Origin of the sequence: Stenotrophomonas sp. yr243, from assembly GCF_900184195.1 — a bacterium.
GTDB lineage: Bacteria > Pseudomonadota > Gammaproteobacteria > Xanthomonadales > Xanthomonadaceae > Stenotrophomonas > Stenotrophomonas lactitubi.
In genome coordinates this window covers 16,395-31,312 of the sequence record NZ_FXWT01000005.1, presented here as the reverse complement: position 1 = coordinate 31,312, position 14,918 = coordinate 16,395, and the positions used below count along the sequence as shown (strand labels likewise).

Below are 14,918 nucleotides of genomic sequence, written 5' to 3'. Positions count from 1 at the left end.
TGCACGATGAGTGACCCGGGCAGCGATTTCCGCCTCTACCATTCCAATTCGCTGGACGTGCTGGCTGCCCTGCTGGCGCGCAATGTGCGTGTGCCGGTGCCGGGACAGCCGCTGCTGGCGCCGGAGGTGGTGCTGATCCCGCAGGTGGCGATGCGGCGCTGGCTGCAGGCAACCCTGGCTGCCGAGTATGGCGTGGCCGCCAATCTGGAATTCCTCACCCCCGGTGAGTTCGTTGCCCGTGCATTGAACGCCAATGTCGATGGCGAAGCCGACGACCTGGACGCGGCCGCCCTGCATTGGCGCCTGTACCAGGCCCTGCGCGACCCGGACCTGCTGGCGCAGCCCCCCATGCGTGCGCTGCAGTCCTATCTTGCCGGTGCCGACGCGCTCAAACCCTGGGCTCTGGCCGGCGAACTGGCTTCGGTGTTCGAGAAGTACCAGGCCTGGCGTCGCGACTGGCTGCTGCGCTGGGAAGCCGGCGCCGATGCGGCCGATCCGCAGGCCATCCTGTGGCGCAGCATCGCCGCTGGCCATGGCTACCGCGCGCGCCGCATCCAGGCCTACCTGGACCGCTTCGAGGGCGCCGCCCAGCCGCTGCCGAAGGGACTGCCACCGCGGATGTCGGCGTTTGCCACGCTCAACATCTCGCCCGACGTACTGCGGGTGATGGCCACCCAGTCGCGGGTGGGCGAACTGCATTTCTATCTGCCCACCCCGGTGCAGTCCTACTGGGGTGACCTGCAGACCCTGGCAGAGCGCCTGCGCAGCGGCGCGCCGGACCCGTTCGGCGAGGCCGCCGGCGAGAACCGCCTGCTGGAAGCGTGGGGTGCGGCCGGCCGCGACTTCATGGCGGTGCTGGGCAGCTACGAAGTGGTGCATCCGGCCGGTGAGATCGCCGCCTATTCCGACCCCGAAGAAGATACGCGGCCGACCATGGACCAGGGCGGGCTGTCCGACAGCCTGCTGCACCGCCTGCAGCGCGACCTGTTCCACCGCCGCGCATTGCCCTCGGGCGAACTGCGCGACGGCCTGCGCAGCGACGACCCGAGCCTGCAGGTGCATGCCTGCCACACCCGCCTGCGCGAGCTGCAGGTGCTGCACGACCAGCTGCGCAGCCTGCTGCAGGACCCGCGCTTCGACCCGCCGTTGCAGGCGCGCGAGATCGCCGTGCTGGCGCCGGACATCGATCCGTATGTGCCCTATCTGGAAGCGGTGTTCGGCGGACGTGGTGGCGACGACGAGCACATTCCCTACGCGCTGGCCGACAGCAGTCCACTGGCCGGCGAGCCGCTGGCCGATGTGTTCGTGCACTTGCTCGGCCTGCCGATTTCGCGCTTCGGCCTGAACGAGGTGCTGGACCTGCTGGCCAGTGCGCCGCTGGCCGAGGCGGCGGGGCTGGAAGCGGTCGACTTCGATCGACTGCATGGCTGGCTGCAGCAGGCCGGCGCACGGTGGGGCCTGGATGCCGACCATCGCGACCAGCTGCAGGCCCCCAGCGATGACGCCTACACCTGGCAGTTCGCGCTGGATCGCCTGCTGCTGGGCCACGCCACCGGCAGCGAGGTGGACCTGGCCGGGGTGGCACCGTGGATCGAACTGGAAGGCGGGGCGCTGGATGCGCTGGACCGGCTGCTGCGCCTGCTGCGCGTGCTGGCCGTCTACCAGCGTCGGCTCGGCGAGCTGTTGACCCCGGCACAGTGGCGGCAACGCCTGCTGTCGCTGCTCGATGCGCTGCTGCCGACGCCGCCCAGCTCTCCCAACAGCCAGCGCGCGCTGGAACGCCTGCGCAAGCTGCTCAACCAGTTCGCCGAGGATGCGTACAAGGCCGGGTTCGCCGACGGCGTGCCGCCGGAGGTGGTGCGTGCGCACTTCGCCGGTGCCCTGGCCGAGGCCGATACACGGGCGCCACTGCTGACCGGTGGCATCAGCTTCGGCCGCATGGTGCCGATGCGCCTGCTGCCGTTCCGGGTGATCTGCGTGCTCGGCCTCAACGATGGTGATTTCCCGCGTCGTGACCCGGCCGCCGGCCTCAACCAGCTCACCGCCGAACTGGATACGCCGCGCCGCCGCCCGGGCGACCGCTCCACCCGCGAAGACGATCGCTTCCTGTTCCTGCAGCTGTTCGCTGCGGCGCAGGACGTGTTCTACCTCAGCTATCTCGGCGCAGACCCGCGCGATGGCAGCGTGCGCGAACCTTCGGTGCTGGTCAGCGAACTGATCGATGCCGCTGCGGCCTATCACCTGGATCCGGCGGCCGCTACGCGGGACTTCACCGTGCGCCACGCGCTGCAGCCGTTCTCGCCGGCCGCCTTCGGTGATGGCGACCCACGCCGCTTCAGCTACCGCCGGCAGTGGCATCCGGCCGCCGGGCGACTGGGCGGGCAGCGCGGCGGCCTGCTGCCGTGGTTCGACACCGCACTGCCGCCACCGGCGGATGACGCAGTGGAAGAAGAGGTCTCGCTGGAGAGCCTGCGTCGTTTCCTGTGCGATCCGGCCGGCCAGTTCCTCGCGCAGTCGATGGGCCTGCGCCTTGCTGACGATGTGGAAGACGTCGACGACCTGGAACCGCTGGTGCTGTCCTCGCGCGGGCCAGAGAAGCGCAGCGTGCAGCTGGCCGTGGTGCAGGCCACCCTGGCCGGCGACAGCGAGCCGCTGTACCCGCGGCTGCGCGCACGCGGGCTGCTGCCGTCGGGCATCCTCGGCGAGCGCCAGTTTGAAGTTGAGCAGCTCAAGACCCGCCCGTACGCCACGGCCATGCTGGGCTGGTTGCAGGGCACGCCATTGGAGAGCCGCCGCTATGAAGTGGAGATCGACGGGGTACGCCTGCATGGCCGGGTCGGCGATCGCCATCCCGAGGGCCTGGTGCGCCTGCGCGCTGGTGCGCTGAACGGCAACGCGGTGATCCGCCAAGGGCTGGACTGGCTGTTGGCCAACGCCGCCGGCGATGCCTTGCCGCTGGTGCAGTTCCACGACGGTGGTGATGCTGGCCCCGGTCCGCATGCCTTGCCTGCCCTGACCGTGCCCGCAGCCCGCGCGGCATTGCGCGCGCTGCTGCAGCTGCGCCAGCGCGGCCTGCGCGAGCCGCTGCGATTCGCGCCCTACACCGGCTGGGTGCTGTTCAACGCGCCGGTGGAAAAGCAGCGCAGCGAAGGCTGGAAACAATGGCATGGCAGCGATCGCACCTGGGGTGAAGCCAACAGTGATGCCTGGCAGCTGCTGCTGCGTGGCGCCGACCCGTTCGCCGACGACGCCAGCTACGCCGATCTGCTGCGCAACAGCCAGGTGGTCTTCAGCGCCGTGCGCGAAGGCCGCAGCTTCGGCAACGATCCACAGGCAGGCCACGCATGAGCCGCGTTGCCGAGGGCCCTTTCATCGACACGCGTTTCCCCGACCCTTACCTGGCATTGCCGCTGCATGGCACGCGACTGATCGAAGCCAGCGCCGGCACCGGCAAGACCTTCACCCTGGCAACGCTGTTCACCCGTCTGGTGGTCGAGCAGGGCCTGCGTATCGGCCAGATCCTGGCGGTGACGTTCACTGACGCTGCCACACAGGAGCTGCGCAAGCGCATCCGTGAGCGCCTGGCCCTGGCCGCACGCCTGGTCGATCTGCCGCCCGGCGAAGATGAAACGCCCGACGCGGCGCTGACCCGGCAGGTGCTGCAACGCCATCTGCAGGACGGCACGGAAAGCACCAAGGCGTTGAAGCGGCGCCTGCAGGTGGCTGCCGATGAAATCGACCTGGCGGCGATCTTCACCATCCACGGCTTCTGCACCCGCGTGCTGCGCGAACATGCGCTGGAGAGCGGGCACACCTTCGACCCGCCGGAACTGCTGGCCAGTGATCGCGAACTGCTGGAAGAACTGGCCGCTGATCTCTGGCGCGTGCATGCCAACGACCCGGCCACGCTGGAGCCGTTGACTTGGCTGTGGTCCACCCCGGATGCGCTGGCGGCTGACCTGCGCGCGCTGCTGGCTTCGCCCCCCCTGCACCCGCGGCCTCAGCCGCTGGCGCTGGACGACCCGCACCCGGCCCTGCAGGACGCGGCGGTGGAGCTGTCGATGGCCGTGCGCGAGCATGGTGAGCGCTTCTTCCTGGACCTGTGCGAAGCGGTCGACAACAAGTGGATCAACGGCGTCTCCTACAAGCTGGGCTGGCTGCACCCGCTGGGTCGCCAGCTGTTGGGCTGGGCCGAGCGCGGCGATGCAGCCGAACTGCTGTCCAGCGACCGCCTGCCTGCGCTGCTGCCCGATGCGCTGGTTGCCAAGACCAACAAGAAGTTCCCGGACCGCACGCCAGCTTCGCCGCTGCAGGCACCGCTGGCGCGCTATGTCGCATTGCTCGCCGAGCGTGAACAGTGGCTCCGGGCCAGTGCGCTGAACTTCCTGCACGCGTTGCGCGAGGATGCGACCGAGCGCCTGGCGGCCCTGAAGCGCCTGCGCCGTGTGCAGACCTATGACGATCTGATCGACGGCGTCGCCCGCGCGCTGGAAGGTCCGCAGCGGCTGGCCCTCGTGAAGCAGCTGCGCGCGCAGTACCGCATCGCCCTGGTCGATGAATTCCAGGATACCGATGACCGCCAGTGGGGCATCTTCCATACCGTGTTCGGCGCCTCGCCGGAGGTGGACGAACTGGGTCTGCAACCGGCGTTGTTCCTGATCGGTGACCCCAAGCAGGCGATCTACGGCTTCCGCGGCGGCGACATCCATACCTACCTGAAAGCCAAGCAGGTGGCCGAGCAGGCGCCGGCGCTGGACCAGAACTTCCGCTCGCGCCCGGCCGTGCTGCGCGCGCTGCAGGCGCTGTACGACAACGCGGGCGAAGATGCCTTCCTCGAACGCGACATCCAGTTCGAACCGGTACGCCCGGGTGGCGTGCGTACCGACGAGGATTACCTGCGCGATGGCCGGGCCGCACCTGCACTCACCCTGCGCCTGCTGCGCAGCGACGGCGAAAAAGCCTTCGGCGCCGATGCCTCGCGCGATGCGGCGACCCAGGCCTGCGTGGCCGCGATCCACCAGATCCTGCTGGAGGCGCGTGCCGGCACCGCGCTGCTGCGCGGGCGTCCGCTGCAGCCCGGTGATATCGCCGTGCTGGTGCGCTCGCACCGCGAAGCCACGCTGGTGCAGCGCGCGCTGGCCGCCGTCGGCATTCCCGCAGTGGCGGCCGGCAAGCAGAGCCTGTTCGCCACCAGCGAGGCCCGTGACCTGCGTGCGTTGCTGCTGGCCCTGCTGCAACCGGCCGACGAAGGGCGCCTGCGCACCGCATTGGCAACCGTGCTGCTGGGCCAGCGCGCAAGCGCGATTGCCAGCATGGAGCGCGAAGGGGACCTGCAGCGCGGGTTCCAGGCGCAGCTGCTGCACTGGCGCGAACGCTGGCAGCGCGGCGGACCGTTCGCGGTGGTTGCCGACGTCTGCGCGGCGCAGGGCGAGCGACTGCTGGCGCTGATCGATGGCGAGCGGCGCCTGACCAACTACCTGCAGTTGGGCGAACTGCTGCAGGAAGCCTCGGCGCAGGCACTGGGCATGCACGGCCTGCTGGACTGGCTGCAGGGGCAGATGGCCAACGCCGACCAGGACGATGAGCAGCAGCTGCTGCGCTTGGAGTCCGATGCGCGGCGGGTGCAGATCATCACCCTGCACAAGAGCAAGGGCCTGGAATATCCGCTGGTGTTCCTGCCGTTCGTGGGTATCGATGGCGGCGCGCCGAACACGGCCACTCACTGCACCGTGCACCTGCAGGGCGAGCGCCAGCTGCACTGGAAGCTGGACAAGGACGACGCCTGGGAAGCGGCCAGCAGCCAGCGCGAGCGCGAACAGCGTGCAGAAGACGCGCGCCTGCTGTACGTCGGCCTGACCCGCGCCGAGCATGCGCTGTGGATCGCCACCGGCGATCTGGCTGGCCACGCGAAAACCCGCCTGGCCCCGTTGCTGGGCGATCTGCAGGTGCTGCGCGCGCATGCGGACGTGGAGCTGGATGACAGCGCGTTGCCGGGCCGTCTGCCGCAGCTGCTGGCCGAAACCGAAGGTGAGCTGCCCGCGGTGCGTGCATTGACCCGCCGTGTGCCACATGACTGGTGGGTCTACAGCTTCACCCAGCTGGCGCATGCCGACGCTGGCAACGGCGACGATATCGAAGCTGCGGCCACCGAACTGCCGGCACCGGCTGCCGATGAACCCGCCGGTGCCGAGCTGCCGCTGGAACCGGCACTGCCGGAAGCCGCTGCGGAAGACACGGCACTTCCTGATCCACGCTTCATGGGCAGCCGCTTTGGCAATGTGCTGCACGATGCGCTGGAGAACGTCGATTTCGCACTGTGGACCGGCTGGCAGCCGCAGCAACCGGCACCGGAAGGGCAGGCCGACGTGCTGCGCCGCTCGCTGCATGACGAAGGCTATGCCGACGAGGATCTGGATGACGGCGTGGCGGTGCTGGTGCCGTTGGTGGGCCATACCCTCACCGTGCCGCTGCCCGAAGGTGGTGCGCTGTGCAGCGTGCCCGAGCACGAGCGCCGCGCCGAGATCGAGTTCCACTTCGCCATCGAACCGACCGCGGTACCGGTGCTGCTGCAACTGCTGCACGACCACGGTATTTCCAGCGCGCGGCGCGGCTTTGGCCTGCGCAGAAGGCTGGAAGGCCTGATGACCGGCAAGATCGATCTGACCTACGTGCGTGATGGCCGCTGGTATGTGCTGGACTACAAATCAAACCGGCTGCCAGGCTACAGCCCGGACCTGCTGGAGATCGCCATGCGCCACAGCGAGTACGACCTGCAGGCGCTGATCTACACCGTCGCACTGCATCGCTGGCTGCGTTTCCGCCTGGGCGCGGCCTACGACTACGCGCGCGACATGGGCGGTATCCGCTATCTGTTCTGCCGGGGCCTGGAGGTTGCCGGCAACGGCGTGCACGTGCAGCGCTTCGCACCGGAACTGGTGGATGCGCTGGATGCCTTGTTTGCCGGCGGCGAAGCGGCCCAGGCCGATATGGCGGCGCGCGCGCGCGGAGAAACCGCATGAGCCTGCTGCGCGATCTGCATCGCAGTGGCCAGCTGCGCACCCTGGACCACGCCCTGGCCACCAGCCTCAAGCGCCTGCGCGAGGACACCCCGGACAGCGTGGCGCTGGCGGCCGCACTGGCCTCGCTGGCCGTGGCGCACGGGCACGCTGGCTTCGATCCACGCCACCCACAGCGCCTGATCGACGGCGTGCCAGCATGGCCCGAGCCTGCGCAGTGGCTGGCGCAGCTGCAGGCCTCGCCCTGGGTAGCGACGCCGCAGGACGCCTGCGTCGCCGCCGTGGAGGCACCGCTGGTGCTGGAGAACGGCCTGCTGTACCTGCGCCGTTACCGCGAGTACGAGCAGCAGCTGGCGGTCGGCCTGCAGCGCATCGGCCGCCATCCGCTGCCCGCACCGGACATGGCTGCCGTGGCGCCGCTGTTCGCGCGCCTGTTCCCGCAGGCCGCCACCAGCGAAGACCAGCAGGCACGCGCGGCCGGCGTGACCCTGCGCCACCCGCTGGCCCTGGTCACCGGCGGCCCCGGTACCGGCAAGACCACCACCATCGCCCGTCTGCTGCTGCTGTTGGCCGCACAGGCGCTGCATCAGGGTCTGCCCGTGCCCAAGGTAGCGCTGGCTGCACCCACCGGCCGCGCTGCCGAGCGCATGGCCGAAAGCCTGCGCCTGGCCGTACAGCGGCTGCAGGAGCAGGGGCTGGACCCGGCACTGTGCACTGCGCTGCCCAGCACCGGCACCACCCTGCATCGGCTGCTCGGGGTGATTCCCGATTCACCGCGCTTCCGCCATCACGCCGACAACCCGTTGCCGGTGGACGTGGTGGTGGTCGACGAAGCCTCGATGATCGACCTGCCGTTGATGGCCAAACTGGTCGATGCGATCGCCAGCGGCACCCGCCTGATCCTGCTCGGCGATCCCGACCAGCTGCCATCGGTGGAAGCCGGTGATGTGCTCAGCGCCATCCTGCGCGCCAGCGGCGATGGCATCGGCACCCGCGCCGACGACGCGCAAGCGCTGCATGGCCTGCTGGCACCGGCCACGCTGCAGCCGCAGGCAACACCGCGCGCGTTTGCTGGTCGGCGCGTGCAGTTGCAGCGTGGCTACCGGCAGAGTGATGCGCTGGACCTGGCACCGCTGGCGCAGGCCGTGCGCGGCGGCGACAGTGGCACCGCCCTGCGCCTGCTGCGCAGTGGTGAACTGGCCGGCGTCCGCTTCCATGAAGGCGAAGCCGATCCGTTGCGCAGCCAGCGCGAGCATCTGCTCGACCATTGGCGCGCGCTGGCCGACGCGGTCGATCCTGGGCAGGCGCTGCAGCAGGCCGGTCGCCTGCGCGTGCTGACCGCACTGCGCGAAGGCCCGCAGGGCGCGCGCGGCCTCAACAGCCGCATCGAACAGCTGCTGGCCGGCAACACCCCGGGCTACTTCCAGGGCCGGCTGCTGCTGATCACCGAGAACAGCTACCGCCATCGCCTGTTCAACGGCGATATCGGCATCTGCCTGCGCGATGGAAGCGGCGCGATGGTGGCCTGGTTCCCCGGCGAAACCGTCGACCAGCCGCGCGCCTTCCACCCGGCAGCGTTGCCTGCACACGAGAGCGCCTTCGCGATGACCGTACACAAGGCGCAGGGCTCGGAGTTCGATGAAGTGTGGCTGCAGCTGCCACGGCAGGACAGCCGCGTACTGTCGCGCGAGCTGGTCTACACCGGCCTGACCCGTGCCCGCCAGCGCCTGCAGGTAGCCGGCAGCGCCGACGTGCTGGAGGCAGCGTTGAAGCGGCATGCCAGTCGCCTCGGTGGATTGGCCTGGCGGCTGGGTGCGGAAGAAGTGCCCGACGAACCAACGCGCATCGAACAACCCACGGTGCAAGGCACGTTGTTCTGAATCGGGTGCGGTGCGCTTCCTGTAGAGCCGAGCCATGCTCGGCTGATAGGTCACGGAGCCGAGCATGGCTCGACTCTACAAAAGCGCACTTCTATTGTTTTGGAGTTCATCCACGCATGGCGTGGATCTACGCGATCAATACCAGTCCATCCGGATACACGATCGCCGCTTCGTCAGCACTGACATCGAAGAACCCCACGCCGTGCTTCTCGGCCAGGTCCTGCACCCGCCCATGCGCGCGCTCGGCCACCGAATACGCGAACGCGCCATAGATCACATGGTGGCCGACGCTGTACTCGGTCACTTCGGCGCGATCGTCATCGTCGTTGCTCAGCGGGCCGTTCATCGGCGGAAATTCCTGTGCCATCTCCGCGAACCACGCCTGCAACGCGGGGCTGCTGACCGCCGGGTCGTCGTACTCGTGGCGTTCATTCCACTGCGTCTGCTTCTCGAACCAGGCGATGAACGCCACCGCCTCGCGCGGGGCGACGCTGGCCTCGAACACCATCATGTCGTAACTCATTGGAGCTTCCTGCTGTCTGGGTGAAAAGCCGCCGGGCATGGCCCGGCGCTACCGGATGACGATGGTAGCGCCGGGCCATGCCCGGCGGATCGCATCAGACGGACGGCGCTGCGGCGTCCGCCAACCGCGGCGCCAGCGCCTTCGCTTCCGGGAACAGCGCGAACCGCAGGCCGATCAGGCCCATCAGCGCCTCATCGCGGGCCTTGCACGCCGCGACGCTGCCGACCCGCCCCAGGGACGTGTCCAGCCGCTCGCGCAGCGCCTCGGCAGCGGCGATCGGCCTGCGCGCGGCGATCTGCCGGCGGTAATGCGCGGCGATCTCTTCGAGGATGTGCTCGACCGCCTCGCGGCTGCGCTCGGGCAGCTCCAGCCGCGAGCGGCGCAATTGCAGGATGTTCAGGCCGATGCGGGCTTCGTTGAGCATGTCCACCGAGGCGATGTCGCTGCCTTCCGGGGTCGCCGCCAGGCGTGGTGCCAGCAGGCCGAGTAGGTCCAGCATGCGTGCGGCGAAGCGTTGGCGATCCTGTTGACCACGGCCTTCGGCCGCCTCGGCCAGGGTGGTCCAGCCCTGCCGTACCAGCCGGCGCGCGGTCCATTCGGCACCCACCGAGCGGAACAACCGCGTCATCACCACCGCAAACCCAATGCCGATGAACATCGCGATCGACGAGTTGGCGAAGGTCTGGACGTTGGCACTGTAGGTGTTCTGCAGGCTCAGCAGCGCAGCCAGGTTGACCGTCAGCGGCAGCGCGAACAGCGCGCTCTTCGGGTGGTGCAGCAGCAGGCCCAATGGCAGGAACACCACCGCCAGCACCAGCGCCAGCAGGCCGAAGTCGTGCACGGCGGGGAACACGCCAAACAGGTACACGCCGGCCACCAGCGACGCCACCATTGCCCACACCAGGAACGAGACCATGCTCGGCGCGGGGTCATCCTGGGCAGCAAAGAAGGCGGCGGTCACTGCGGCCATCATCGCGCCGTTGCCACCGCCCTCCCAGCCCAGGCCGATCCACAGCACGCAATAGCTCATCAGCGCCACGCCGGCACTGAGTGCGGAGAACATCGCCATGCCGTAGTCCACGTGCTTGTCGGTGGCGGTGCGTTCGGTGCGGATGCGGTAGTGCGCGCGGTCCAGTGGCGCGGTGCCCTGGTCGATCGCGTGCTGCAGGGTGCGGCAGTCCTGCCACAGGTCCACCAGCTCTTCCAGGCGCAGCAGCAGGCTGGCCAGCTGCAGGTGCTGCAGATCGCGGTCCACCTGTGGCTTCAGCGCACTGATGCGTGCGCGCAGGCGCGCGTAGTCGCTGGCACTGGACGGCGTATCGATCCAGTCGTGGATGTCATCGACCAGCGTCGGCAGGCCCTCGGGCAGGGTCTGTCCATCGCTGCGCAGCGCGCTCAGGCGATCGGCGATCGATGACAGCACCGGCAGCAGCAACAGCATGCGCTCGCGCAGGCGCTCCATCGACACCGCCGCACCGGCGTGGCGCGGGTCATCGCGGCGCAGGAACTCGATCAGTGCCTCGAACTGCACCAGGTCGGCGGCCAACCGGTTGCGCGGCGCATGCGCACGGCCGCGTTCTAGGATCTGCCGACACCACTGCGCCGCGTCCTCCATCCAGTTGCCGATGCGCGCGCCCAGCATCGGCCGCACCGAGGCCGGAAACAGCAACGAAGCAAACAGCACCGCCACTACCGTGCCGAGGATGATCTCCTCGCTGCGCGCCACCACGGTGTCGAAGATCGTCTCCGGTGAGGTCACCGCCGGAAAGCCGATGAACGCGGTGGTGTAGCCGGCCAGCAGGAACGCGTAGCCGCGCGGGCCTCGGTTGAGCAGGGCCAGGAACAGGCAGCCGGCCAGCCAGATCGACATCGCCGCGCTCAGCACCAGGGGTGTTTCCACCAGCGCGGGCAGCATCAGCAGGGTGGCCAGGCCGGCGGCCAGCGTGCCGAGGATGCGGTACACGCCCTTGGCCCGGGTCGGGCCCAGCAGCGGCTGGCTGACGATGTACACCGTGCCCATCGCCCAGTACGGGCGCGACAGGTTGCCGGCCATGGCGATGTACAGCGCGACGATCGCCGCCAGGTAGGTCTTGATCGAGAACAGCCAGGCCTGGCGGTCGGTCAGCCCGTTCATCGCTTACCTCGCCGCCGTCGGCGCAGCCGTGGCAGCGGCACTGTCCTGCCAGCCACCGCCCAGTACCAGGAACAGGTGGATCTGGTCGCGCGAGACCTGTGCTTCGGCCGCGGCCAGGGTGGCATCGCTGCTGGCCAGGCTACGGTCGGCATCCAGGCTCGACAGGTACGGCGTGCGGCCGCCCTGGTACAGCCGGCGGTTCTGCTCTGCGGCCAGCGCGGCCTGCTCCTGCGCCACCTTCAACGACTGCAGGCGGCGCAGATCCTGCGCATAGCGGTCCAGCGCGGTCTGTGTTTCGCGCAGCGCCTGCAGCACGGCATGGTCGAACTCGGCCAGCGCTGCATCGGCGCCAGCCTCGGCGGCGTGGATGCGTGCATGCGTGCCCGAGGACGGCAGCGTCCACGAGATCAGCGGGCCGAACGACCACTGCTGGGTCATCGGCTGGCCGAAGTCTTCCAGCAGGCCGGCGGCGCCGACCGAGGCGCCCAGGCGGATGTCCGGGTACAGCTCGGCAGTAGCGACACCAATCCGCGCGGTGGCCGAGGCCAGCTTGCGTTCGGCCTGGCGGATGTCGGGACGGCGCTGCAGCAGTGCGCGGCCATCACCGACCGGAAGCGGCTGGGCGAGGGTCGGTGCATGCGCGCAGTCGATCACCCCGGCCGGCAGTTGGCCCGGGGTCTGCCCAAGCAGTGCCGCCAGCGAATAGGCGGCGGCCGAACGCTGCGCCTGCAGCGGAGGCAATGCAGCTTCCAGCAGCGCGACCTGGGCATTGGCGCGCGCCAGCTCCGGCGGCGTGCCGCGGCCTGCGCTGATCAACCGCTGGGTGACCGAGCGGCTGCGCTGCTGCAGCTGCAGCGAGTGCTCGGCTACATGCAGCTCATGGTTGGCGTGGCAGATCTCCAGGTAGCTGTCGGCCACCTCGGCCACCACGCTCACCTGGGCCAGGTCACGTGCGGCGGCTACCGACTGTTCATCGGCGCGCGCCGCTTCGGCACCGCGCTTGAGCTTGCCGAACAGATCGAACTGGTAGCTGACCGCGAACTTGCCGTCGGCCAGGTTGATCACCGGCAGCTCGTGCTCCTGCAGGAACGATTCGGCCGACAACAGTGCGCGGCTGACACCGGCTTCGGCCTCGTACTCGAAGCCACCGGCGTCCATCGCCTGCTCGTACACCGCCGCAGCGCGGCGCAGGTGCGCATCGGCGGCCTTCAGTTCGACGTTGTCGCGCAGCGCCTGGGTGATCAGCCCGTCCAGCACCGGGTCGTTGTACAGCGACCACCAGCGCGCCGGCAGCGCCTGGTTGGCGGCTACCTGCGGATTCTGGGTGTCGATGAACGCGGCATTCGCCTGCGGCCGCTTGAACACCGAGCCTTCCGGCAATGCATAGTCCGGGCCGACGGTCTTGCACGCGGCCAGGCTGGCCAGGGCGACGATCAGGCCAAGGCGGGGCAGGGCGGTGTTCACAGGCCCGCCTGTGTCGGCGAGCCACCGGCCTTCTTGTTCTGCACGTGGCGGCCGGTGTCCACGGTCACTGTGGCAGTGCGCCCGGCGATCAGTTCCACGCCGGCAGGCACCTCGTCGATGGCGATGCGCACCGGAATGCGCTGCGCCAGCCGCACCCAGTCGAAGGCCGGGGTCACGTTCGGCAGCAGGGTGCTGCCGTTGCTGCGGTAGCGATCCTCGATGCCGGCGGCGATGCTTTCTACATGGCCGTGCAGGGGGGTGTCCTCGCCCATCAGGCGGATGTCCACGCGCTGCCCCGGGGCTACGCCGCGCAGGCGGGTTTCCTCGAAGTAGCCATCGATGCGGAACGAACCGGTATCCAGCAGCGCCAGCACCGGCTTGCCGGCCACCACGTAGTCGCCCACGCGCATGGTGCGGTCGTTGACCCGGCCATTGGCCGGCGCACGCACTTCGGTGCGGGCCAGGTTGAGTTCGGCCAGGTCCACCGCGGCCTGTGCGGTGGCCAGTGCAGCCTGTGCAGCCTGCAGCTTGGCCCGGCGCACTTCGGCATCCTCGGCGGCAACCAGATCCTGCAGGCTGCGGTCGCGGCCGATCTCGCGGCGCAGCTGCGTCACCGAGGCCTGGCGCTCAGCCAGGCTGGCGCGGCTCTGCTCCAGCGCGATGCGGTAGCGTGCGCGGTCGATCACGAACAGCAGATCGCCCTTCTTCACTGCCTGGTTGTCGGCCACCTGCACCGTTTCGACCAGGCCGGACACATCCGGCGCCACCTGCACCACATCGGCGCCGACGTGCGCATCGCGCGTCCACGGCTCATCCATGTAGTAGACCCACAGCTGGCGCAGCACCAGCAGGGCGACGATCACGGCTGCGCAGGTGAGCAGCACCGGCAGGGTCTTCTTCACGATCTTGTTCACGATTGCATCCAACGCAGGAGGTGGAACAGCAGGCCCAGCACGATTCCGTACAAAGCCAGGTTGAACAGCGCCGGGTGCCATACGTGGCGATAGGCGCCGGCACGCTGCAGCAGCGCGTGCAGGCCGCTGTTGACCAGGTAGGCCAACACCATCAACCCGAGCAGGGTCGGGACGAACACTCCGTGGAGACTGAATTCACCGGGCATCGGTAGGGGCGGGGGCGGTATGGGGAAGGGGAGGCGGAACAGAACAACGGCAACGGGCGAAAGCCGCTGGCGCATGCACGGCAGCGGCGGTGTTCACGGACAGCGGGCTTACGTGATGCGGTCGGCAGCCTCGGCCAGCAGGCGCCACGCCTTCAGTACGGCGTGCAGTTCATCCGTGGAAAGCTCGCCGAACACGTCCTGGCGCAGGCCGATCAACTGATCTTCCAGTTCGCGCACCAACGCCTGGCCTTCCTCGGTCAGCCACAGCAGGTTGGCGCGGCGGTCGCTGGCATCGCATTCGCGGCGGACCAGCCCACTGGCACAGAGCTTGTCCAGCAGGCGCACCAGCGACGGGCCTTCCATGCCCAGCTGCTGGGCCAGCGCGACCTGGCGGATGCCACCGCCGGAGCGGCCGATCATCAGCAGGGGCATGGTGCAGGCGGTGGAGATGCCGTAGCTGCCCAACCGGCTGTCGGCCAGGCGCTGCCACTGCCGCCCTGCGTACAGCAGGCCGGAGCTGAGCTGCATCTGCAGCACGGTGCGCTCGTCGAGGGGGCGGTCCATAAGTAATAGATAGGATACTACTAATTTCATTCCTATCAATAGGTTTTGCTGAATGGGTGGCGTGTATTGAGGAAAGCGTTGCGCCTGCCTTGTGTCGGGTGGGGCAGCGGGGGCCGGACGGTGCAGGACACGCCGTGAACCCATCCATGGGGGCTCGGCCACGGCATCCATGCCGTGGACGGTCCTGCACCGCCCGACCCCCGCTGCCCTCCCACCA

General features: G+C 69.1%; 9 protein-coding genes. 3 read left to right on the top strand and 6 right to left on the bottom strand.

Going from position 1 to position 14,918, the window contains the following annotated elements:
- The first annotated feature begins 6 nt into the window (after positions 1-6).
- From recC to recD, 3 genes are read left to right on the top strand one after another with little or no spacing between them, the layout of a single operon-like run.
- Positions 7-3,348, top strand: a complete 3,342-nt coding sequence (recC, locus tag QOL57_RS19400; protein WP_089241963.1) for an exodeoxyribonuclease V subunit gamma — start codon at positions 7-9, stop codon at positions 3,346-3,348.
- Complete coding sequence (gene recB / locus QOL57_RS19395; RefSeq protein WP_089241965.1) at positions 3,345-7,019, top strand: exodeoxyribonuclease V subunit beta; 3,675 nt, start codon at positions 3,345-3,347, stop codon at positions 7,017-7,019. Before recC ends, recB begins: the two co-directional genes overlap by 4 nt.
- Positions 7,016-8,896 (top strand): exodeoxyribonuclease V subunit alpha, encoded by a 1,881-nt coding sequence (recD, locus tag QOL57_RS19390; protein WP_089241967.1) that lies wholly within the window; start codon positions 7,016-7,018, stop codon positions 8,894-8,896. The genes recB and recD overlap by 4 nt, the downstream gene beginning before the upstream one ends.
- Before the next feature lie 127 nt (positions 8,897-9,023).
- Here recD and QOL57_RS19385 read toward each other — a convergent pair whose 3' ends face one another.
- The 6 genes from QOL57_RS19385 to QOL57_RS19360 form a co-directional block, all read right to left on the bottom strand.
- Complete coding sequence (locus tag QOL57_RS19385) at positions 9,024-9,419, bottom strand: hypothetical protein (protein ID WP_089241969.1); 396 nt, start codon at positions 9,417-9,419, stop codon at positions 9,024-9,026.
- A gap of 94 nt (positions 9,420-9,513) precedes the next feature.
- The gene (locus tag QOL57_RS19380) at positions 9,514-11,553 is read right to left on the bottom strand and encodes an FUSC family protein (RefSeq protein WP_089241971.1); all 2,040 of its coding nucleotides are present in this window, start codon (positions 11,551-11,553) and stop codon (positions 9,514-9,516) included.
- A gap of 3 nt (positions 11,554-11,556) precedes the next feature.
- A complete protein-coding gene (locus QOL57_RS19375) occupies positions 11,557-13,017 on the bottom strand; it encodes an efflux transporter outer membrane subunit (RefSeq protein WP_089241973.1) in 1,461 nt (486 codons plus the stop codon).
- A complete protein-coding gene (locus tag QOL57_RS19370; RefSeq protein WP_176429898.1) occupies positions 13,014-13,931 on the bottom strand; it encodes an HlyD family secretion protein in 918 nt (305 codons plus the stop codon). Before QOL57_RS19370 ends, QOL57_RS19375 begins: the two co-directional genes overlap by 4 nt.
- The gene (locus QOL57_RS19365; protein ID WP_025875651.1) at positions 13,928-14,137 is read right to left on the bottom strand and encodes a DUF1656 domain-containing protein; all 210 of its coding nucleotides are present in this window, start codon (positions 14,135-14,137) and stop codon (positions 13,928-13,930) included. Before QOL57_RS19365 ends, QOL57_RS19370 begins: the two co-directional genes overlap by 4 nt.
- A 108-nt stretch (positions 14,138-14,245) precedes the next feature.
- Positions 14,246-14,701 (bottom strand): MarR family transcriptional regulator, encoded by a 456-nt coding sequence (locus tag QOL57_RS19360; RefSeq protein WP_089241977.1) that lies wholly within the window; start codon positions 14,699-14,701, stop codon positions 14,246-14,248.
- Positions 14,702-14,918: the final 217 nt, after the last annotated feature.

Bases quoted from the DNA above. Each gene is read 5' to 3' on its own strand.
- recC (WP_089241963.1), top strand. From the start codon at position 7: ATGAGTGACCCGGGCAGCGATTTCCGCCTCTACCATTCCAATTCGCTG.
- recB (WP_089241965.1), top strand. From the start codon at position 3,345: ATGAGCCGCGTTGCCGAGGGCCCTTTCATCGACACGCGTTTCCCCGAC.
- recD (WP_089241967.1), top strand. From the start codon at position 7,016: ATGAGCCTGCTGCGCGATCTGCATCGCAGTGGCCAGCTGCGCACCCTG.
- QOL57_RS19385 (WP_089241969.1), bottom strand. From the start codon at position 9,419: ATGAGTTACGACATGATGGTGTTCGAGGCCAGCGTCGCCCCGCGCGAG.
- QOL57_RS19380 (WP_089241971.1), bottom strand. From the start codon at position 11,553: ATGAACGGGCTGACCGACCGCCAGGCCTGGCTGTTCTCGATCAAGACC.
- QOL57_RS19365 (WP_025875651.1), bottom strand. From the start codon at position 14,137: ATGCCCGGTGAATTCAGTCTCCACGGAGTGTTCGTCCCGACCCTGCTC.
- QOL57_RS19360 (WP_089241977.1), bottom strand. From the start codon at position 14,701: ATGGACCGCCCCCTCGACGAGCGCACCGTGCTGCAGATGCAGCTCAGC.